Here is a 20,830-nt window from a genome sequence, read left to right as displayed (position 1 = left end):
AGGGGCAATAATTATTTTCGGCGTGTGCGCCGCATGGATGGCGATTGGTTACTTGGTCTTCGATGCTGATGACGACGACGTCATCCAAACCACCAAGGCCCACAAGTCGTACCGTACAAATAGCCCCCCAAGCCCCCAGAGACCTTAACAGCTCCCGGATCATTGATATCGCCACGGTCGAAACGACCGGGAGTAACCCGTAAGGTCCTGGCTGTGCACCGAAGGGCAGGAACGAGTTGTTTTCTCGGAGATAGACTAAAAACACTCCCGGTCCTTATGTCCCCCAAATCGGCCGGGAGAGAGAAATGGCGACCTCGGCGCGCCGCCCGCGCCGGGGTCGTTCATGTTTTGGGGGTCCCTCGCCGAGGCACGGGGGAGAATTCTAGCCGACAATTTGTTGCGGAGCGTTGAGACGAGGCTCAGCTTAGACCAAGCAGGATTCGTAGCCGAAGAGGGAGGTCGGCCGCAGCCTTCAATTCCCGGCAGCTCCCCAGCCAGGCGTCGAAATATTCCTCAAGCGGGATAGAGCTGCGTCCTGGCCATCTGTTCAATGCCCCAAGTGCTTCCATGGCGCCCGGAGCGCGCTCGTATTCGGTGAGTATCGAGAGAGACGCCACTTGCGCGAAGCGATTGAGGCCTGGCTGAGCCTCGAGCGCGGCACGATGTTGCCTGAACCAGGTGCCGGGCTCCTTCGGATTACCCTGTTCGATGGCCAGCTTGCCGTAGCGCTCGACGATGTTCTGCCGATAGACGGCAACGGCCGCGCCGAAACCGCTGTCGTCGCGAAACGGCGGGTCGCGTGACCAGCTATCGGCCAGCAGCGACAGGCCCCGCAGGGAGAATGCTTCAACCAGCGCCTCTTCAAGCCACTGGGAGGGGCCGCCAGGCTTGGCGTCGGCCCGCCAGGAGTTTGCGGTCACGTGACCGAGCTCGTGGCCAAACTGATAGGCAAGCCTCGACCAGTCGCGCTCGCTGATATTAACCAGGATCCAGGCAAGATCTGTCTCTCTTGAATGCAGCCAGATCGCAGGTGGGCCGCCGGATGGACGTTCGTCGACCCGCAGGTGCACGGGTTGATCGTCCGAGACAAGGCGCACGCCGTCGAAGCAGGCTGCGCGCATGCGCTCGAGCACATGCAGCGCCGATGCGGGAATCATGCGGCCCCAGTCACCGGCAAGCTCGAGGGGGACCGAACGGAGGGTCGCCCGATCGGGTGGGATCGGTCCTATCCTGCGTGCTGTTGGGTTCGATCGGGAGCCGCGTTTCGAAATGCCCATGCAACCCACCAATGGAGCCGGCGTGCCGGCAACCTGTCATAACACTTCAGGCTCGATATCGATCCCCCGAGCGCACTGCCAAAATATCGAAAACAACCCCATGCAAAGGAGCGGGCGAGCCCGCCGGCGTCCGATACGACCACTTGACATGTCGGGCAAATCAACGGCATTATTCTATTATTCCGAAAATGCGCGGCGCGCCTCACACCGCGCCCGGAGACTTGGCACGTCGCCATATGCGAGCGCCCTGCAGTGAGCAGGGAAGAGGTCGTCCAACGACGAGGGCAGCCCGTGGGGTATCACCCGTGGAACGGCGGCTTGGGCCGGAATGCGGAATCAGAACGGACAAACAGCCCGTCGATCTGAAAAAGACATTACCCTGAAACCTGTGTTCATCCACTATGTCATAGAGAACCAGGTCCATCTGCCGCAGTTCGGATAGTATCTGGTCGATGGAAGGGGCGCCTCGGTTGTATTTCACGATCGGCAGTTCGATCACGGCCGCTTCGATGTCGCATATGAAGTCGCCGAAGCCCCTCAGGACGTCCAGCTCGGCGCCCTTGTACATCGAGTTTGACAAGCGAAAACCTCTTGCCGAAGGGGCGAACCAGACTTTTCAGTGTCGTCTGCGTCAACGAGCGTTCGATGAAAGGGAAAACCGCGTTTTCCCTGTATTTCGATGAACCTGTTTTGACGAGGCGAGGATCCATTTCGGTATCGACCACGTAAACGGCGTCTGAGATCGCTCCATTTCTCGAAGCAGAGCATAGCGGTATTCGGCGTTTCCGATCCGCCTCGATGTGTCCGCCAATGCTCCTTCGTTCTCTTCGAGTGCATCAATCATCAAGATAAACGCGTCAGGAAAGATAGAGCGAACCGCCGTCGAGAACTCTCCCGTGTAGGCGCCGATATCGAGGATGGCGTCGGGGTTGAAGCCCAGGCGATGAAGCTCTTCGAGCGCAAAAAACATGGTCGTGGCCGACCTCCTTAGGCAGTACTATCAGCGAGCGCTGCTCACAGCTTCGAAGTCCGGCTCCGCCGCGCTCAGCCTTGAGATCAGGTGCTTCCATTCGTTCTCCCGTGCGTCCCAGCTATAGGTTGCGGCGCAGTAGTCCTGTTGCGCGTGCACCAAATCGGGGCGACCTTGCCAAGGGTTCGCAATCTCGTCTTGCAAAACTCGAGCAAATTCAGTCGCGTGGACTACCGGATCTTCGCTCCAGGAATAAAGACGCGCAAACCCTGCAGTGGTCTCCGGAAGCGCTCCGAGGTTGGGGACGATTACGCGGCATCCTGCCGTCATGGCGTCAATAACCGCAAGACAAGATGTCTCTTCGAAAATCGACGGGTACGCTAGAAAATGAACGTCTCTGAGCGCGCGTTTAAGGTCCTCATTTGGGAGAAGCCCGTGATAAATAACGCCAGGCGTATCGGAAGCCCGTGAAATCAGATGGCTGTAATCATGGTCCTCCATTGCGTACAGCTTCATGGAAGACCAAACGTGCAACTCGGCATCAGACGCATTCAGTTCGTCCCATGCGTCGAGCAAAATCGCCAGGCCGCGGAAGGGGGTGCTCGTGTATGCGAACTTCAAGGGCGAATCGCGTTTCCACGCTCTGCGCTGCGGATCGATCGATGTCGCATTCCTTAGAACGACGCACTTGTCAGATGGGATATCGAAAGCGGCCTTGTATCGTTCCAATTGCCAATGCGAAACGAACACGAATACCGTCACCCGACTGACCAGTTCGGGGTCCGAGCACCACTGGACCGCTCGTTGATCTGAATTGTGATGCATCCAGAGGACGAGGGGTCTTCCCGTCAGGCTCTCGATGTCGAAGCTGTTCATTCTGAGGTCGATCTTGTCGATATCGGACCCGAGACGAAGGTGAAGCGCCTCGACCATCAGTTCTGTCCCGGCCAGAGGCCGGTCTGGCGTGAAACCGGCGGGCGCTTGGGCCAGAATATTCGAGCGGGGTCGCCCTGGCGCCAATATTATCCGATATTTCATAATGTATTCTCGTCCGACCGAGCCGAGTTGATCCCGGTAAAAACCCAGGTTTCCCGCGAGCCGCGAGTCGCCAGGATTTGCGCGCAAGGCTGCCTCGCCGTGTTCAATGGCCTTGTCCGGCAAACCAAGGTGGTGGTACGCCAAAGCTATCAGATCATCGATGCGGAATCCCCATGCGTCGGGGTCATCCAGATAGGATCCGGTCTTTCGGCAAATTAAGGCTTGGCTGCAGCTCCAAAGCAGATTGATCCACTCGGACTTAGAGTGGTAGTGCTCGCTCAGGTCGAGCCATAGCTCTCGCCGGTGCCGCGCGATTGCGATCCCGCTTTGCAGCCACGCCTCGGCCTTGTCTTTCTCGAGTCTCGCGAGGAGCCGCATCGCCTCGGACCGCTCTTCCTGCCAATGCCAGGGAATCGATAGACAGCGATGGAACGCCGCGGCGGCTTCTGAGTCTCTTCCGACATACATCAGTTCGCGTGCAAGCCAGAAGCACATCTGGGCATCGGCGGGATCTTCCTTGTGCGCCAGTTGCATCAGTGGCAGGTACTGGGCGCGACTTTTCGTTTCATCTTGCTGTTGCGCTATCAGAAGGTCGTGCGTCTCCGCTAACTTCTCGCGGGCGCCAATAAATTGAAGTTCTTCGTGGACGGCGCGCTTCCAGCGATAGTCTGTTCGGCTGTGAATCTTGCCCGCTCGAAAAACCCGTTGATGTCCCTGTGCAGTGGTGCCCTTTGCGAAATTGTAAGTAAGCCGCGTAGTGCCGTCATTCCAGCTCTCCAGCACCTTTTGGCGCCAGCCCTCGACGAGCACTTCATCCATATCAAGCGCAATGCAGATATCGACGTCTTCGGGAATGAGAGCCAGGCTGGCGTTTCGTGCGTCGTCAAATCGCCACGGCTTCACGGTGATCCGATGCACGACGACCCCGGCGGCTTGAAGCAGCGCGACGGTGTCGTCCGTGCTGCCGGCGTCGGCAACAATGAGGACGTCCGCCTCAGCCGCCGATTTGCACCAACGCTCGACGTGTGCCGCTTCATTGAGCGCGATTGCGTAAATCGCGATCTTTTTGCCGGCGCGCGCAGCGAGCTTCTCTTTCGCGAACCGCTCGTTTGCCTCTATCCTTGCACGGTCAGCCGCCGGCAGTTGCGGGTTGGACAGAAGCTGCTGGCAAGCGGCGAGACTTTCTTTGTAGCGGCCGCACCAATATGCATTGACCGCCAGCTCATCGAGGAGCCCGTATCCATAGATCCAGTCGACGACGAACAAGCCCGACGATGGATAACGAATTGCAAGGCCCCGCTGGGCATATTCGTAGCCCTGGTCGCTAAGTCCCTTGAGACGGCAGAAGCGCGATGCGCCGTGCCACGCTTCGGCGCGGGTGGGAAGGCTGTTGCTCGCTCGAAGGTAGGTCGCAATGACCTCTTCATTCGGGTGTTCAAGCTGCTCCTTGAGCTGCGCGGCGCTGTACAGGCTCTCAAACACCTCTTCCTGCCAGCTGCCGAGTTCGGCTCGCTTGAGATATTCGGTGATTGCCGCCTGTTTTCGTCCCGCATCGCGCAGGGTGTTGGCGAGGTAGAACGTATATCTTGCGACCATGCCGGAGTCGGTCTCTTGCTCTAACGCCGCTCTCAGCAAGCGCTCATCCCGATCATATTTCTCGATGCGGTTTGATCCGCTCGCGTGATCGATATATGCGATTCCGGCAAGCTGATCGGTTCGTCCCCGCCGAAGATTGAGAAATTCGTGTGTGACGCCCCTATAGTCTGCATCGGCCATGCGCTGAAGCAGTCTGGTGTTCCAATAGCTGGTACCGGAGCGCTGAAGCACCTGATAGGCTTCCGCTGAAAGCCGATCAGCAAAGCTCGGATCGGTGACCGTCAATTCCATGTCTGCGTCGGTCATCAGCAGGTAGTCATATTCGAGCGACGAGGCGCGGGCCCTCTTCAGAGCTTCATTGCGGGCCTGTGCGAAGTCGTTGAATGGAAATTCGTGAAGCTCGCCCGGAATGCCGCGGCGCGCGAAGAATTCGCGTATGAACTGCTGCGTTCCGTCAGTGGAGCCGGTGTCTCCAATCACCCAGCAGCTGATGTGATCGGCGACCGACGCGAGGCATCGCTCGAGATTGGCCATCTCGTTCTTGACGATAAGGTTGAGGCAAAGCCGCTTTGCATCTGACACTGCGCAAACTCTATGATTTATGGTTAATCCCTGCGCCAGACCGTTGAAATATGCTGGTCCGATCGAGACGGACGAGCAATCTTCATCCGCCATCCCTCGATATTTGTTAGACTAATCCAAATTTTTCGAATGAGGAGAGCAAAGGTCCTTTACGGTGAATCGGGCCGGTTGGCGAGGCGGTCCCGTATTTATGCGGAGCTCGGCTATGCAGGCATTAATTAAAAATCCCTTGCGAAGGCTGTTCTAATCCGCTTTAAAAGTGCGGCTTATGAAGGCTTAGCCCTTCAAGGTAATTTTTTTATTTCGATCGCTCTGAATTCTTGCTGAAATTTGAGACCCACGCAGTCGCCAGTGCTGCTTGGCCCAGTTTTTTCACGTACCGACGATTTTGCTCGGGCGCCTGTGCCCGGAGAGATCGCGTACAGCGTCATGAGTATTGCATGTCGAGTGATTGCGTAGGAAAGCCGAAGATCTGCCGGAAAGATGGGACTGCGTGGCCGCCGATCACGGCGAGCGGCGTCGAGACATGCGGTGGCGTGCTCCCCGGGATGGGCCTCCGAGAAATTCCGGCCTCCCCGAACTTGCCGCGCAGGCAGTCCACCGGGAATGTGATGCATTTCATCGTCGACCGCAATGCGAAGGCGATCGCACCGCAGGTCGCGCTCGCTGATCATCACCAATTCCGTGCCCTCGGGACGCGATCGAAGTTTGCGCGTCTCCCCGGCGGCTACGACATCAAAAATTTCAAAGCGAGCGGCGTGTTCAAGCCGGCCGCGTTTCGAAGCGACCGGGATCCGTCTCGGTCGGGTGGACCGAGCGGTCGGCTGACTTAAGCCGTTCGCCTGACGTCAGTTGTTGATCTTGTTGACGGGTCGAGTCGTTCAGCGCGCTCGGCACGGATGGATTTGCTGTGTGAATTTTGAACCGGAGCACGCCAGGCGCGTGTGTGGATTGTGCTCATTCTTTTTTGGAGTTGCGCATGTCGAACCAAGCCCTTCGAACAGAGCTGTCTTCCAGCCACCCCAAGCCGTCGACGCTGATGACCTCAACCGGCATCGCGGGCGAATTCGTGAACGTCCTCGTGACCGGCAATCTGCCGAAGGGCGAAACGACACGCAAAGTCACGTATCTTGTCGTCGATCGGAATACCAAGGCGATGCTGTCCGAGATTTTTCTGCCGGACGCGTCGAACCGGTTTGATTCCGTGAGTATGCTGCTGAAGGTCAGGCAGTGCTCCGGCGGCTACGACATCGGCACATTTGCCGAGGACGGTGAATTTACGCCGGCCGGTTTCCTCTCAGTCGGCATTCCCCAGGCCTCGCCGCCTGCGGGACCGAGCGGGCGGATCGCATGACCTCCGCCAATTCCTGCATTTTTGATTTTGCTGGTCGCGCCGCGCAACGCGGGCGGCCTTTTTTTCTTGTTACTTGAGGAATTTTCAAATGGCCCCCAAGTCAGAATTTCTGTTTGTCGATGCCTTCGTTCCGGATCTTCGGACACTGCTCGGCAACCTCAGGCCGGAAATCCAGGCAGTAGTTCTCGATCACCGCAGGCCAGCAGCGCCGCAGATGGCGGAGGAGCTAGAGGGGCGCGATGGTCTCGAGGCCATTCATGTCGTCGCGCATGGCGCACCGGGCCGGATCATTTTTTCATCGGATGAATGGTCGGCCGATGCGATCGAGCATCAGCTCGAAGACTTCACCCGGATTGGCCGTGCCCTCGCCGATGATGGCAATCTGCGGCTGTGGAGCTGCGAAACCGGTAAAGGCCATTCCGGCGACGCATTTGTTGCGGCGATGGAGCGGGCGACCGGCGCGAATGTCGCCGCGGCGCAGGGGCTCGTCGGTGCGGCAGCTCTCGGCGGCGGATGGGAATTGGTGGCGCGCAACCATGCGCAGCCGCCGCTGAGTATCGAGGGGCTGCCGAGATACGTTGGCGTTCTTGTCAACAGCGTCGCGAGCGTGCCGACCGGACTTAGCGTTCTCGAAATAACGTGGGCAGCGGCCGCCACTGCTGGCGAATACTTCATAGTCGAGAACAGTACGATCGTGGGGCAGTTCTATATCCCCGACGGCAATCCTACCACCGGTACGATTGTAATTCCAATTTTCATTACAACAGGCGGCACCGCTACTATCTTTGGTTCTACTTACAGTAGCAGTGGCGTTTGGACGGTCAATAGTACCGCAGCAAGTACTTCGTATTTTACCGCTATAACCGATGCTAGCCTGGTCGGCGCCACGGGTGCGACCGGTGCCACTGGCGCAACCGGAGCCACGGGCGCGGCAGGTGCGACCGGTGCCACGGGTGCGACCGGCGCCACGGGCGCCGCAGGTGCAACCGGCGCCACGGGCGCTGCGGGTGCGACCGGCGCCACGGGTGCCGCAGGTGCGACCGGCGCCACGGGTGCCGCAGGTGCAACCGGCGCCACGGGTGCCGCAGGTGCAACCGGCGCCACGGGTGCCGCAGGTGCGACCGGCGCCACGGGCGCTGCGGGTGCGACCGGCGCCACGGGCGCTGCGGGTGCGACCGGCGCCACGGGTGCCGCAGGTGCGACCGGCGCCACGGGTGCCGCAGGTGCAACCGGCGCCACGGGCGCTGCGGGTGCGACCGGCGCCACGGGTGCCGCAGGTGCGACTGGCGCCACGGGTGCCGCAGGTGCAACCGGCGCCACGGGCGCTGCGGGTGCGACCGGCGCCACGGGTGCCGCAGGTGCGACTGGCGCCACGGGTGCGACCGGAGCGACGGGTGACACCGGCGCGACTGGCGCCACGGGTGCTGCAGGTGCAACCGGCGCCACGGGTGCCGCAGGTGCGACTGGCGCCACGGGTGCGACCGGAGCGACGGGTGACACCGGCGCGACTGGCGCCACGGGTGCGACCGGCGACACCGGCGCGACTGGTGCAACGGGCGACACCGGCGCGACCGGAGCCACGGGTGCAACGGGCGACACCGGCGCAACCGGAGCCACGGGTGCGACGGGTGACACTGGCGCAACCGGAGCCACGGGTGCGACGGGTGACACTGGCGCAACCGGAGCCACGGGTGCGACGGGCGACACCGGCGCGACCGGAGCCACGGGTGCAACGGGCGACACCGGCGCAACCGGAGCCACGGGCGCGACCGGCGACACCGGCGCAACCGGAGCCACAGGTGCAACGGGTGACACCGGCGCAACCGGAGCAACGGGCGACACCGGCGCGACCGGAGCCACGGGTGCAACGGGCGACACCGGCGCAACCGGAGCTACGGGCGCAACGGGTGACACCGGCGCAACCGGAGCCACGGGTGCGACGGGTGACACCGGCGCGACCGGAGCCACGGGTGCGACGGGCGACACCGGCGCGACTGGCGCCACGGGTGACACCGGCGCAACCGGAGCCACGGGTGCGACGGGCGACACCGGCGCGACCGGAGCCACGGGCGCGACGGGTGACACCGGCGCAACCGGAGCCACGGGTGCAACGGGCGACACCGGTGCGACTGGAGCCACGGGTGACACCGGTGCAACCGGAGCTACGGGCGCAACGGGTGACACCGGCGCAACCGGAGCCACGGGTGCGACGGGCGACACCGGCGCGACCGGAGCCACGGGCGCGACGGGTGACACCGGCGCAACCGGAGCCACGGGTGCAACGGGCGACACCGGTGCGACTGGAGCCACGGGTGACACCGGTGCAACCGGAGCTACGGGCGCAACGGGTGACACCGGCGCAACCGGAGCCACGGGCGCAACGGGCGACACCGGCGCGACCGGCGCCACGGGTGACACCGGCGCGACCGGAGCCACAGGTGCGACGGGCGACACCGGCGCGACCGGAGCCACGGGCGCAACGGGTGACACCGGTGCAACCGGGGCCACGGGTGCAACGGGAGCCACGGGTGCAACGGGCGATACCGGAGCCACGGGCGCGACGGGTGATACCGGCGCGACAGGTGCGACAGGTGACACCGGAGCCACGGGTGCGACTGGCGACACCGGCGCGACCGGAGCCACGGGCGCGACGGGTGACACCGGCGCAACCGGAGCCACGGGTGCAACCGGAGCCACGGGTGCGACTGGCGACACCGGCGCGACCGGAGCCACGGGCGCGACGGGTGACACCGGCGCAACCGGAGCCACGGGTGCAACCGGAGCCACGGGTGCAACGGGTGCAACGGGTGACACCGGCGCAACCGGAGCCACGGGTGCGACGGGTGACACCGGCGCGACCGGCGCCACGGGTGCGACGGGCGACACCGGCGCGACCGGAGCCACGGGTGCAACGGGTGATACCGGCGCGACAGGTGCGACGGGTGACACCGGAGCCACGGGTGCGACGGGCGACACCGGCGCGACTGGCGCCACGGGTGACACCGGCGCAACCGGAGCCACGGGTGCGACGGGCGACACCGGCGCGACTGGTGCAACGGGCGACACCGGCGCGACCGGCGCCACGGGTGCAACGGGCGACACCGGCGCAACCGGAGCCACGGGCGCGACCGGCGACACCGGCGCAACCGGAGCCACAGGTGCGACGGGTGACACCGGCGCGACCGGCGCCACGGGTGCGACGGGCGACACCGGCGCGACCGGAGCCACGGGTGCAACGGGTGATACCGGCGCGACAGGTGCGACGGGTGACACCGGAGCCACGGGTGCGACGGGTGACACCGGCGCGACCGGAGCCACGGGTGCAACGGGCGACACCGGCGCAACCGGAGCCACGGGCGCGACGGGTGATACCGGCGCGACAGGTGCGACGGGTGACACCGGAGCCACGGGCGCGACCGGCGACACCGGCGCAACCGGAGCCACAGGTGCGACGGGTGACACCGGCGCAACCGGAGCCACGGGTGCGACGGGTGACACCGGCGCGACCGGCGCCACGGGTGCGACGGGCGACACCGGCGCGACCGGAGCCACGGGTGCAACGGGTGATACCGGCGCGACAGGTGCGACGGGTGACACCGGAGCCACGGGCGCGACCGGCGACACCGGCGCAACCGGAGCCACAGGTGCGACGGGTGACACCGGCGCAACCGGAGCCACGGGTGCGACGGGTGACACCGGCGCGACCGGCGCCACGGGTGCGACGGGCGACACCGGCGCGACCGGAGCCACGGGTGCAACGGGTGATACCGGCGCGACAGGTGCGACGGGTGACACCGGAGCCACGGGTGCGACTGGCGACACCGGCGCGACCGGAGCCACAGGTGCGACGGGTGACACCGGCGCGACCGGCGCCACGGGTGCGACGGGCGACACCGGCGCGACCGGAGCCACGGGTGCAACGGGTGATACCGGCGCGACAGGTGCGACGGGTGACACCGGAGCCACGGGCGCGACTGGCGACACCGGCGCAACCGGAGCCACAGGTGCGACGGGTGACACCGGCGCAACCGGAGCCACGGGTGCGACGGGTGACACCGGCGCGACCGGCGCCACGGGTGCGACGGGCGACACCGGCGCGACCGGAGCCACGGGTGCAACGGGTGATACCGGCGCGACAGGTGCGACGGGTGACACCGGAGCCACGGGTGCGACTGGCGACACCGGCGCGACCGGAGCCACAGGCGCGACGGGCGACACCGGCGCGACCGGAGCCACGGGTGCAACGGGCGACACCGGCGCAACCGGAGCCACGGGCGCGACCGGCGACACCGGCGCAACCGGAGCCACAGGTGCGACGGGTGACACCGGCGCAACCGGCGCCACAGGTGCGACCGGCGCCACGGGTGCAACGGGCGACACCGGCGCAACCGGGGCCACGGGTGCAACGGGTGACACCGGCGCAACCGGAGCCACGGGTGCGACTGGCGACACCGGCGCGACCGGGGCCACGGGTGCAACGGGTGACACCGGCGCAACCGGAGCCACGGGTGCGACTGGCGACACCGGCGCGACCGGGGCCACGGGTGCAACCGGAGCCACGGGCGCAACCGGAGCCACGGGTGCGACGGGTGACACCGGCGCAACCGGAGCCACGGGTGCAACGGGTGACACCGGCGCAACCGGAGCCACGGGTGCGACTGGCGACACCGGCGCGACCGGGGCCACGGGTGCAACGGGTGACACCGGCGCAACCGGAGCCACGGGTGCGACGGGTGACACCGGAGCAACCGGAGCCACGGGTGCGACGGGTGACACCGGCGCAACCGGAGCCACGGGCGCAACGGGCGACACCGGCGCGACCGGAGCCACGGGTGCGACGGGTGACACCGGCGCAACCGGCGCCACAGGTGCGACCGGCGCCACGGGTGCAACGGGCGAAACCGGCGCAACCGGGGCCACGGGTGCAACGGGTGACACCGGCGCAACCGGAGCCACGGGTGCGACGGGTGACACCGGCGCAACCGGAGCCACGGGCGCAACGGGCGACACCGGCGCGACCGGAGCCACGGGTGCGACGGGTGACACCGGCGCAACCGGCGCCACAGGTGCGACCGGCGCCACGGGTGCAACGGGCGACACCGGCGCAACCGGGGCCACGGGTGCAACGGGTGACACCGGCGCAACCGGAGCCACGGGTGCAACGGGTGACACCGGCGCAACCGGAGCCACGGGTGCGACGGGCGACACCGGTGCGACTGGTGCAACGGGCGACACCGGCGCAACCGGGGCCACGGGTGCAACGGGTGCGACAGGCGACACCGGTGCAACCGGAGCCACGGGTGCAACCGGAGCCACGGGCGCGACGGGTGACACCGGCGCGACCGGAGCCACGGGTGCGACGGGAGCGACCGGGTCGACCGGGGCGACTGGTGCAACTGGTCGGACCGGTGCGACTGGCGCAACGGGAGCGACCGGCGCGACCGGTGCAACCGGGGCCACCGGAGCCACAGGTGCGACGGGAGCGACCGGGTCGACCGGCGCAACTGGTGCAACTGGTCGGACCGGTGCGACTGGCGCAACGGGAGCGACCGGCGCGACCGGCGCGACCGGTGCAACCGGAGCCACTGGCGCGACCGGAAGAACTGGTGCCACGGGTGCAACGGGAGCGACCGGGTCGACTGGTGCAACTGGTCGGACCGGTGCGACTGGCGCAACGGGAGCGACCGGCGCGACCGGTGCAACCGGAGCCACTGGCGCGACCGGAAGAACTGGTGCCACGGGTGCAACGGGAGCGACCGGGTCGACTGGTGCAACTGGTCGGACCGGTGCGACTGGGGCAACGGGAGCGACCGGCGCCACTGGCTCGACCGGAGCCACGGGTGCAACCGGAGCAACCGGAGCCACAGGTCGGACCGGCGCAACGGGTGCAACTGGAGCCACCGGAGCCACCGGCGCGACCGGCGCCTCAGGCGGGCATGTCGAGACTGCGACTGGCCCGACCGGCGGCGCGACGATCGTTGCTGCGAACGAGACGCTGGTCCTGACAGGCAGCAACCTGTCCGGAACGGTCGATCTCTACAATGCGACGCTCGTGATCGAGGGAACGAATAACGGCGGCTTGACGGTCAATATGACGCCAGGAACCGTCAACTCCCTCGACATCCTGCACGTCTCCAACAATGCGGGCCAGAACCCGTCGGTCGAACACTTTAATGAGGGCGACAGCATCGGAGGTGTGGGTGCCGGAGTGCCGAGTTGGAACGGCAGCGGTCAGTTGTTCTTCGATGGTGGAAGAGTGACCGTCGATAGCAGCAACCAGGTTGGTGCCGGCTTCTATACCAACAGCAGCACAGCAACCCTCGACGGTCACACCTACACGGTGTGGACGCTCGATCCACCCGGAGGCGGGACGGGCGCGACCGGAAGCACGGGAGCGACCGGCTCGACAGGAGCGACGGGGTCGACAGGAGCGACGGGACACACCGGTGCCACCGGTGCAACGGGCTCGACCGGATCAACCGGTCACACCGGTGCGACCGGCAGCACTGGAGCAACGGGTGCAACCGGCGCAACCGGAGACCACCACGATCCAAGACTGACGACATCGCTCGACGAGCACAGTGTCGTCGGGCCGTGGAGGGCGATGTTGCTCCCGACGCAATCCGCGCTGATGAAGCTGGAAAATGCCGTCCAGCACATCGATCACGCGGGCGGCAAGCAACTGATGGCGGATCTCACCACCATCAAGAGCTTGGCCGACAGCCTGCTGGCCAAGATCGATCAGTCGAGCGCAGGCTCGGCGACCGATCCGAACCACAGCAGCGGCGCCGGCAGTGTCGGCCACAGCGACGAGCGGCCGAGCTGGATCGATCATCTGCCGAAGCACGGCTCTTGAGTTGTGAGGAGTATGGGAACGGGCGCTACGGCGCCCGTTCTTCGTCTAACGGATGAAATCAGGCTCGAGCCCAATTGGCCGACGTCGCTTCCTTAAGTTGTCGGCGGCTGCAGTTTTTGCGAGCGGGGGCGCGGTGCCCCTGCGTGCAAGCACTGGCAATCTGTTGACTGCACCAATCCAGTTGCACGGCGATTGGAGCTATGGCGAGGCGACGCTGCGCGTGTTGACGCGGGTGAGGGCGGTCAATCTCTCGAAGCTTCGCCTGTTGTCCGATCGTCAGCCCGCAGAACTGTCGATTGAAAACCATCATCAGGGCCCGCCCGCCATCTGGCTGCATAATGATCAGCCGGAAACAGCTTCGATTATCTTGAATGTCGGAGCCGCCGATTGGTGCAGGCTCGCCTATCAGTTCGGGCACGAGCTCGGGCATGTCCTCGCCAACAGCTGGCAGTTTTCGGCGAAGCCGCAGCCGCCGACGCAATGGCTGGAAGAGGCCCTGGTCGAGACTTTTTCCATTCACGGGCTCCGATTGCTCGCCGACAGCTGGGAGCAATCCCCGCCGTTTGCCGGCGACCAGGCGTTTGCCGGCGCGATCCGGCAATACCGTGCGAACCTGCTCCAGGCGAACAAATCGGATGGTGCCGCAGGTTCGCCGGACGACGCAGCGTTGTGGTTTCATGCCAATCGAGGGCAAATGGAAGCCGGTCAATCCGTTCCGCGCGGGCCCGCGATCCTCGGTATTCTGGCCGTATACGAAGGTGGGGAGCCTTGTCTCGAGGATCTTGCCGCGCTCAATCGCTGGCCGGAGCGAACATCGCTTCCATTCGACGCTTACGTCGCAAGATGGAAGCGCAGCTGCACGGAGATTGGCGCGAGCGGGATGTTGCCGGGACGCCTCGAACGATTGTTCGGGCTCGTATGAAGCCAGCGAAATGCGAGGGTGTCGCGTAAACCATGCGCCAGACTTCGAAGGTCGAACCGCTTAAAATCGTTGATTTTACCGAGGCATAGTGAAACACTACCGCGTATTGCTATTGGAGATTTATTGTGGCCGGCCCAGGTAGTGGAAACGACCAGGCAGGCGAAAACAAGTATATTCGCCCGCTGCAAAAAGCGATTGCCGGCTTGAGCCCTCGCGATGAGGCAGGGCGACTTGAACTCTATGATCGTGGCCGTTCGTTGCTCGCTAGCCGTCTAAGGGAGCGGGATGACCTCACGCTGGCCGAGTCCGAAGCCGAGGCTGCTACATTCGACGAGGCGGTAAACCAGGTTGAGGCCAACGCGCGCGTTGTTGCACCGTCATTCACCCAGCGAGCGCCACAGCTCAACATAGCGACGGTGTCCTTTACGGAAACACGAATTGTGGAGACGGTCCGAAAAGCTGGGTCGCAGCCCGATCTGAAACAAGAAGAGCAAGCGTCCTCGCGCCCGCCGCAGCAACGCGCTTTCATGCGGCGGACGATCCGCAGCAAGGTTGGTCGTACAGCTGACAGCGTCTGGACGCGTGTCCTTCCTCGACTGCGTGGCGCGGCCGGGCGCGCCGAGTGCCGAGCGGTTGAGGCGTTCACGAGCATAAGACTGCGTCTTGCGCGAAAGGCCGCTCGTTTCGCCAGCGCAGACGGTGCTTTCGACAAATCAGCAACAGCGCAAGGGGTCGGCGAGGTGACTCAATCCGTTCGGAGTATCACGCCGACTGCGTCGGGCGAGGGCGCCGACGGCGTTTCAAACCCGTTGCGTCAGGTCCGCCTGCAGGCGCTGATCCAGGTGGCGCGCCACCACGGCGTCGAACTCGACGTCAACGAATTCAGAGGTGACGCATCACAGTCGCTTCCATCGGCCGCGGCCATGTCGGAGTGGGCACAAAACGCGGGGCTATGGTCACGTGCCATTCGTACCGGCTGGCGCAATTTGCTGCGCATGAGCAGCGCCGAACCGGTGGTCCTGTTGTTCAAGGACGGCAGTGCCGGGTTGATGGTCGCCGTCAATGCCGAGCAAAACGTCATCCTGATGCGAGACCCGGGTGCGCCGCCGGAGGCGCAACCCGTCGCGGTCGACGAGTTGCGTCTTACCCAAGTCTGGGACGGCGAGGCGATCCTCATGCGCACCAACCGCGGACGGGTCGCCGCCGACGCACCGTTCAGCCTGCGCTGGCTGGCGGACATGGTGCTGCAGGAACATCGATCGCTGCGCGACATCGGGATAGCTTCCGTCACCATCAGCCTGCTCACCATCTTTCCACCGCTCCTGGTGATGACGATGGTGAACAAGGTGCTGCAGTTTCACAGCATCTCCACGTTGATCTTGCTGGCCACGGTCATGGCCGTCGTCGTGGTGTACGAGGCGGTGCTGGGTCATGCTCGCCGCCTGATCATCTCGGTGGTCGGCGCGCGGCTCGACGCGAGACTCAATCTTCACGTCTTCAACCGCCTGTTGCGCCTGCCGCTCGATTACTTCGAAAGGCATCCGGCGGGCGAAACCATGTTTCGCGTGGCCCAGGTTTACAAGGTGCGGCAGTTTCTCACCGGACGTCTGCTAACCACGTTCCTGGACCTGGTGACGCTCTGCGTCCTGCTGCCCTTCCTGTTTTATCTGAGCCCGATTCTCGCCAGCATCGTGCTCGGCTGCGCTGTCGTGATCCTGCTGATCATTCTGGCCTTTCTCAAGCCGATGCGTGAAATGTACTCTCGAGTGACCACGGCCGAGACCTGGAAGTCGGCCACCTTGAGTGAGACCATCGTCGGGATCAAGACTGTCAAGGCCCTGGCGCTCGAACCGCAGCGTCGGTCCTTGTGGGATGAGCGGATTGCAGAAGCTGGAAAATGGCAGCTCGCGTTCAGCAAGCTTTCCAACTGGCCCCAGACGCTGGTCACACCGATCGAGCGCATCATGGTCATTGGCACCGTGATGCTGGGCGCCTATATCGCCATGAACGATCCTTCCGGCTACATGGTCGGAGGTCTGTTTGCTTTCATGATGCTCTCTGGCCGTGCCGCGCAGCCACTGGTCGGGTTGGCGCGGTTGATTGAGGAATACGAGGAGGTCGGTGCAGCCATCGGCGAGGCCGCTTCAGTGCTCAACCGGCCGGCCGAGAGCAATGCGCGATCTGCCGGGCTGCGGCCAAAATTCGCCGGCGAAATTTCGTTTCAGGACGTTACGTTCACTTACATGAACACCACAGTGCCGGCGCTGGATCGTGTCACCTTCTCGATGCCGGCCGGAACGACGCTCGGAATTGTCGGACGCAGCGGCTCCGGCAAATCGACGATTACCCGTCTGCTGCAGGGGATCAATCGCGATTACAAAGGCTTTGTGAAGATTGACGGCGTCGATTTGCGTGATGTGGACCTGCGCCATTTGCGCCAAGGTCTCGGGGTCGTCCTGCAGGAGAATTTTCTGTTTCGCGGCTCGATCCGCGACAACATCATCGCGGGCCGACCCGGTCTGACGCTGTCGGACGCCGTCTACGCCGCGCGGCTCGCCGGCGCGGAGGAGTTCATCGAGCGTATGCCAAACGGCTTCGATACCTACATCGAGGAAGGTTCGCCGAACCTGTCAGGCGGTCAGCGTCAGCGTCTTGCCATTGCCCGGGCACTGATCACCGACCCCCGCATCCTCATCCTGGATGAAGCAACCAGTGCGCTCGATCCGGAAAGCGAAGCCGTGGTGACCAGCAACCTCGAGCGCATCGCAAGCGGGCGCAGCATGATCATAGTCTCGCATCGGCTGTCGTCTTTGGTCGACTGCGATCAAATCCTGGTGCTGGAGCAGGGCCATATTGTTGATTGCGGCAAGCATGACGTCCTGGTGGAGCGCTGTGCGATCTATCGCCAGCTATGGAATCAGCAGAATCGCCATATGGGGGCGCCAAAGCCCAGCGCGGCACCTCGATTGGTCGCGGGAGCACCGGATCAATGAGCGAGGTCCAAACGCCGTCATTGCCGACACTGTTCGGATCGAGGAAAAATGATCCGACTTTGCCGATCATCCTGGAGTTTCAGCAACCCTCCACCGCTATCATCAATACCCCGATCCCGCGTTCGGCCCAGTACGTGGTCTGGGTGGTGGCCAGCATGGTGGTTGCCCTGATCGGGATTGCAGGTGTGCTGCCCGTGGATCAGGTGGTTTCCGCTCGGGGGATCGTCGTTTCTCATGCGCCGACGATTCTGGTGCAGCCGCTTGAGACTGCGATCGTGCGGTCGATCGATGTGCAGGAGGGACAACGGGTGCGAGCCGGCGACGTGCTTGCCCGGCTTGACCCGACCTTTGCGGAAGCCGATCTCGTCGCGCTCGAAGATCAGGCCAGTAGCCTTGACGCAGAGGTCGCGCGGCTGCGAGCCGAAGCCGGAGGTCAAGCTTTCAAATTTGACGGCGACGATCCACATTGGATGTTGCAGGCCTCGATCTTCGAGCATCGCCATGCGCAGTTCGACCTGAAGCTGCAGAACTACGATCAGAAGCTCAAGGAGCTGGATTCCGTCATCTCCCGCTCGAACTCGGACGCGGTCGGCTATCGCGAGCGTCTTGATGTCGCCCAGAGTATCGAGGACATGCGCAAGAAGCTGGAAGCGACTCAAACCGGGAGCCGGCTGAACTCGCTAATCGCCAAGGATACTCGCGTCGAAATGGAGCGTGCGCTCGCCAATGCCGTTGCGACCGGCGAGGGCGCCAAGCGCGACCAATCGGCGCTTGCCTCTGAACGGGACGGCTTTATCCGCGGCTGGAAGGCCGAAGCGTCGCAGAAGCTGCAGGAGAGTTCGGCCAAGGCAGCCAACACCCGCGAGCTTGTCGCCAAAGCGAAGCTGCGGCGAAGGCTGGTCGAGTTGCGCAGCAATGTGGATGCGATTGTCCAGGCGGTCTCGAAAGTCTCGGTCGGCTCGGTCATGCAGTCGGGGCAGCAGTTCATCACCCTTGTGCCCACGGACGCGCCGCTTGAGGTGGAAGCCAACATTCCCGGCAGGGATAACGGCTTTGTCCATGTCAGCGATCCGGTTGCGGTAAAGTTCGACACCTTTCCATATTCGCAATACGGCATGGCGGAAGGCACTGTCCGCGTGGTGAGCCCGGATGCTTTCAATGCGCAGGCCGAGGCGCGCAATCCGACGAGCGCGGTTCCGGCATCCACGACGACGGAGCCCTTCTATCGCAGCCGGATCAGTCTTGACCGGATGGCTTTGCACGATGTGCCTGCGGGCTTTAAGCTGGTGCCTGGCATGCCCGTGACCGCCGATATCAAGGTCGGGCAACGTACGGTCCTGAAATATCTGCTGGGCTTGATGCTGCCGGTGACCCAGGAAGCCATGCGGGAGCCCTGAACCTGAATGGACCTGCGACCAACGACGAAGCGATTGCAATATGCTGTTTGATCGACTGATCGGCAAAGCTTCGCCAGCGGCCGCGCTGCGGCGCGGCTTGGGGCTGCTTGAAAAGGAGCAGTTCACCGAAGCTCTGCCCTTGCTCGCACAGGCCGCTCAAGCGGGCTTGCCGGAGGCTGCGTATCAGATCGGCCGGCTCTATCTGCAGGGTTCGGGCGTTCCGCACAGCGAGAGCGAGGCGGTCCGTTGGCTGCAGCAGGCCGCGTTACACGGCAATGTCGAGGCCCAATGTTTGCTGGCCGCGCTCCTTTTGCAAGGCATGGTGACCGCACCGGAAGCGCGTGCCGGCGAAGGAGCCGCTCGGCTCTTTTCGGCTTCTACAACGAACGCCGCCAGCCCCGCGCCCGATTTCGAGGCGGCGTACAAATGGGCACGCAGGGCGGCCCAAGCTGGCTCGGCGGAAGGACAAGCCTTGCTCGGCTATGTTCTGACTTATGGACCGGCCCACTTGCGCAACCTGGACGAGGCGCGAGACTGCTATCAGCATTCGGCCTCGAATGGCTGCGCGCAAGGCCACCTTGGCTATGCGCTGGCACTTGCCGGCGATGCTCGGATCTCGGAATGCAAGACAGAGATCGCCGAACATGTTCGCTCCGCGGCAGAGACCGGCATTCCGACCGCCGTTTTCATGCTCGGTGTTCTCACCGAAGAGGGAGCCGGCGTCGATAAAAACTCGGCTGGCGCTGTCGATTGCTATCGAAAGGCGGCAGAACTGGGCCACCGCGGGGCACAGGTGAAATGGGGAACGGCATTGATCGAGGGCAAGTCTGTAGCTCCGGATCCAGTGCTCGGAGAATCTTGGTTGAGACGCGCCGCGCTCGCAGGAGATGCGCGCGCAGCCGAGATGATCGGCGATCTCTATACCAGGGGCGGCACAATGCCGCCGAACTATGCGGAAGCTGCGAGCTGGTACCGACGCGCCGCAGAGGCTGGCAGCGCAACCGCGGCGCGCTCCTTGAGCTCGTTTTACATGACAGGCGCGGGCGTGCCCGCTGATGCTGAAGAAGCCGCAAGATGGTTACGGATGGCGGCTGAGGCTGGAGATGCCGGCGCCCAGATCGACCTGGCCCAGCAGTTGCTGGCAGGCGTCGATCTGCCCGGCGGGCGACCGCCGGTGACCGATTGGTTCAGGAAGACTGCCGCGGGCGGAGACCTCGTGGCGGCCTTCAATCTTGGAGTCTGCTTGCTGCATGGCGCAGGCACCGAGCGGGACGATCAGCAAGCTGCGATCTGGCTGCGACGCGCGGCGGAGGGCCTGCCGGAAGCCCAATACATGCTTGGTCGGCTACTGAGCGAAGGCCGTGGCGTCCAGGCAGACCTGAAAGCCGCGCGCGAATGGTTTGCGCTTGCTGCCGAGGCCGGCAATGCGGACAGTCAAGCAGCCTTGGCCGAAATGTTGGTCAACGGCCGCGGCGGCCCGGCCGATATCGCGAAGGCGATCAAGCTTTGTGGACAAGCCGCCGCCAATGGACATAGTGGTGCGATGTTCGCGCTCGGCGCCATCCATGGCGGAGGGCACGGCATCGCGGTCGACCGGGCTAAAGCCGCGCGCTGGTTTCGAGCCGCCGCCGAACTTGGCCACGGCCATGCCCAGCTCATGCTCGGACGCTATTTGCGATCCGGGACCGGCGAGCCACAGAATCTACGCGACGCGCAATATTGGTTTGAGAGCGCCATAGCGCAGGGGATCCTGGAGGCTGAAACTGACCTCGCCGAGCTCTCCGCGGTTACTTCGAAAGTCGCCGTTTAGCACTGCAGACACGAACCTGGCTCTTCCCGATCAAA

Annotated in this window: 12 protein-coding genes and 1 pseudogene; 6 read left to right on the top strand and 7 right to left on the bottom strand. The window is 64.0% G+C overall.

From position 1 onward, the window contains the following. Positions 1-419 precede the first annotated feature (419 nt). The 4 genes from ACVW1C_RS05160 to ACVW1C_RS05145 form a co-directional block, all read right to left on the bottom strand. Entirely contained in the window at positions 420-1,157 is a 738-nt protein-coding gene (locus ACVW1C_RS05160) for a hypothetical protein (RefSeq protein WP_456757470.1), read from the bottom strand. Between the two features lie 322 nt (positions 1,158-1,479). Then, positions 1,480-1,857, bottom strand: coding sequence for a hypothetical protein (locus ACVW1C_RS05155; protein ID WP_456757469.1), 378 nt, complete (start codon positions 1,855-1,857; stop codon positions 1,480-1,482). A 51-nt stretch (positions 1,858-1,908) separates the two neighbouring features. Then, a complete protein-coding gene (locus ACVW1C_RS05150) occupies positions 1,909-2,247 on the bottom strand; it encodes a hypothetical protein (RefSeq protein ID WP_456757468.1) in 339 nt (112 codons plus the stop codon). A gap of 30 nt (positions 2,248-2,277) precedes the next feature. Further along, complete coding sequence (locus tag ACVW1C_RS05145) at positions 2,278-5,463, bottom strand: glycosyltransferase (RefSeq protein WP_456757467.1); 3,186 nt, start codon at positions 5,461-5,463, stop codon at positions 2,278-2,280. A 979-nt stretch (positions 5,464-6,442) separates the two neighbouring features. Between ACVW1C_RS05145 and ACVW1C_RS05140 the strand changes: the two genes are divergently transcribed. Together ACVW1C_RS05140 and ACVW1C_RS05135 are read left to right on the top strand one after the other, a co-directional pair. Continuing rightward, positions 6,443-6,817, top strand: a complete 375-nt coding sequence (locus tag ACVW1C_RS05140; protein WP_456757466.1) for a hypothetical protein — start codon at positions 6,443-6,445, stop codon at positions 6,815-6,817. 88 nt (positions 6,818-6,905) lie between these two features. Next, positions 6,906-7,289: pseudogene (locus ACVW1C_RS05135) on the top strand (DUF4347 domain-containing protein); the annotation flags it as partial. Positions 7,290-7,612: 323 nt separating this feature from the next. Here the strand turns inward: ACVW1C_RS05135 and ACVW1C_RS05130 are convergent. From ACVW1C_RS05130 to ACVW1C_RS05120, 3 genes are all read right to left on the bottom strand, one after another. Next, positions 7,613-12,430, bottom strand: a complete 4,818-nt coding sequence (locus ACVW1C_RS05130) for a hypothetical protein (RefSeq protein ID WP_456757465.1) — start codon at positions 12,428-12,430, stop codon at positions 7,613-7,615. Positions 12,431-12,743: 313 nt separating this feature from the next. Further along, positions 12,744-13,148: a hypothetical protein gene (locus ACVW1C_RS05125; RefSeq protein WP_456757464.1), complete on the bottom strand. Its 405-nt coding sequence runs from the start codon at positions 13,146-13,148 to the stop codon at positions 12,744-12,746. Positions 13,149-13,292: 144 nt separating this feature from the next. After that, positions 13,293-13,652, bottom strand: coding sequence for a hypothetical protein (locus tag ACVW1C_RS05120; RefSeq protein WP_456757463.1), 360 nt, complete (start codon positions 13,650-13,652; stop codon positions 13,293-13,295). Between the two features lie 154 nt (positions 13,653-13,806). On the opposite strand from ACVW1C_RS05120, the gene ACVW1C_RS05115 reads away from it, so the two are divergent. The 4 genes from ACVW1C_RS05115 to ACVW1C_RS05100 all read left to right on the top strand — a co-directional run bounded on the left by ACVW1C_RS05115 (position 13,807) and on the right by ACVW1C_RS05100 (position 20,795). After that, entirely contained in the window at positions 13,807-14,595 is a 789-nt protein-coding gene (locus ACVW1C_RS05115; protein WP_456757462.1) for a hypothetical protein, read from the top strand. Between the two features lie 125 nt (positions 14,596-14,720). Then, positions 14,721-17,588 (top strand): peptidase domain-containing ABC transporter, encoded by a 2,868-nt coding sequence (locus ACVW1C_RS05110; protein WP_456757461.1) that lies wholly within the window; start codon positions 14,721-14,723, stop codon positions 17,586-17,588. Beyond that, entirely contained in the window at positions 17,585-18,985 is a 1,401-nt protein-coding gene (locus ACVW1C_RS05105; RefSeq protein WP_456757460.1) for an HlyD family type I secretion periplasmic adaptor subunit, read from the top strand. The genes ACVW1C_RS05110 and ACVW1C_RS05105 overlap by 4 nt, the downstream gene beginning before the upstream one ends. Positions 18,986-19,025: 40 nt before the next feature. Then, positions 19,026-20,795, top strand: a complete 1,770-nt coding sequence (locus ACVW1C_RS05100; protein ID WP_456757459.1) for a tetratricopeptide repeat protein — start codon at positions 19,026-19,028, stop codon at positions 20,793-20,795. Positions 20,796-20,830: the final 35 nt, after the last annotated feature.

The organism is Bradyrhizobium sp. USDA 4011 (assembly GCF_054063415.1).
This window is presented reverse-complemented; position numbering and strand designations above follow the sequence as displayed.

Excerpts from the sequence above, each read along its gene's own strand:
- ACVW1C_RS05160 (WP_456757470.1), bottom strand. The coding sequence starts at position 1,157 with ATGATTCCCGCATCGGCGCTGCATGTGCTCGAGCGCATGCGCGCAGCC.
- ACVW1C_RS05150 (WP_456757468.1), bottom strand. The coding sequence starts at position 2,247 with ATGTTTTTTGCGCTCGAAGAGCTTCATCGCCTGGGCTTCAACCCCGAC.
- ACVW1C_RS05140 (WP_456757466.1), top strand. The coding sequence starts at position 6,443 with ATGTCGAACCAAGCCCTTCGAACAGAGCTGTCTTCCAGCCACCCCAAG.
- ACVW1C_RS05120 (WP_456757463.1), bottom strand. The coding sequence starts at position 13,652 with ATGATCGATCCAGCTCGGCCGCTCGTCGCTGTGGCCGACACTGCCGGC.
- ACVW1C_RS05105 (WP_456757460.1), top strand. The coding sequence starts at position 17,585 with ATGAGCGAGGTCCAAACGCCGTCATTGCCGACACTGTTCGGATCGAGG.
- ACVW1C_RS05100 (WP_456757459.1), top strand. The coding sequence starts at position 19,026 with ATGCTGTTTGATCGACTGATCGGCAAAGCTTCGCCAGCGGCCGCGCTG.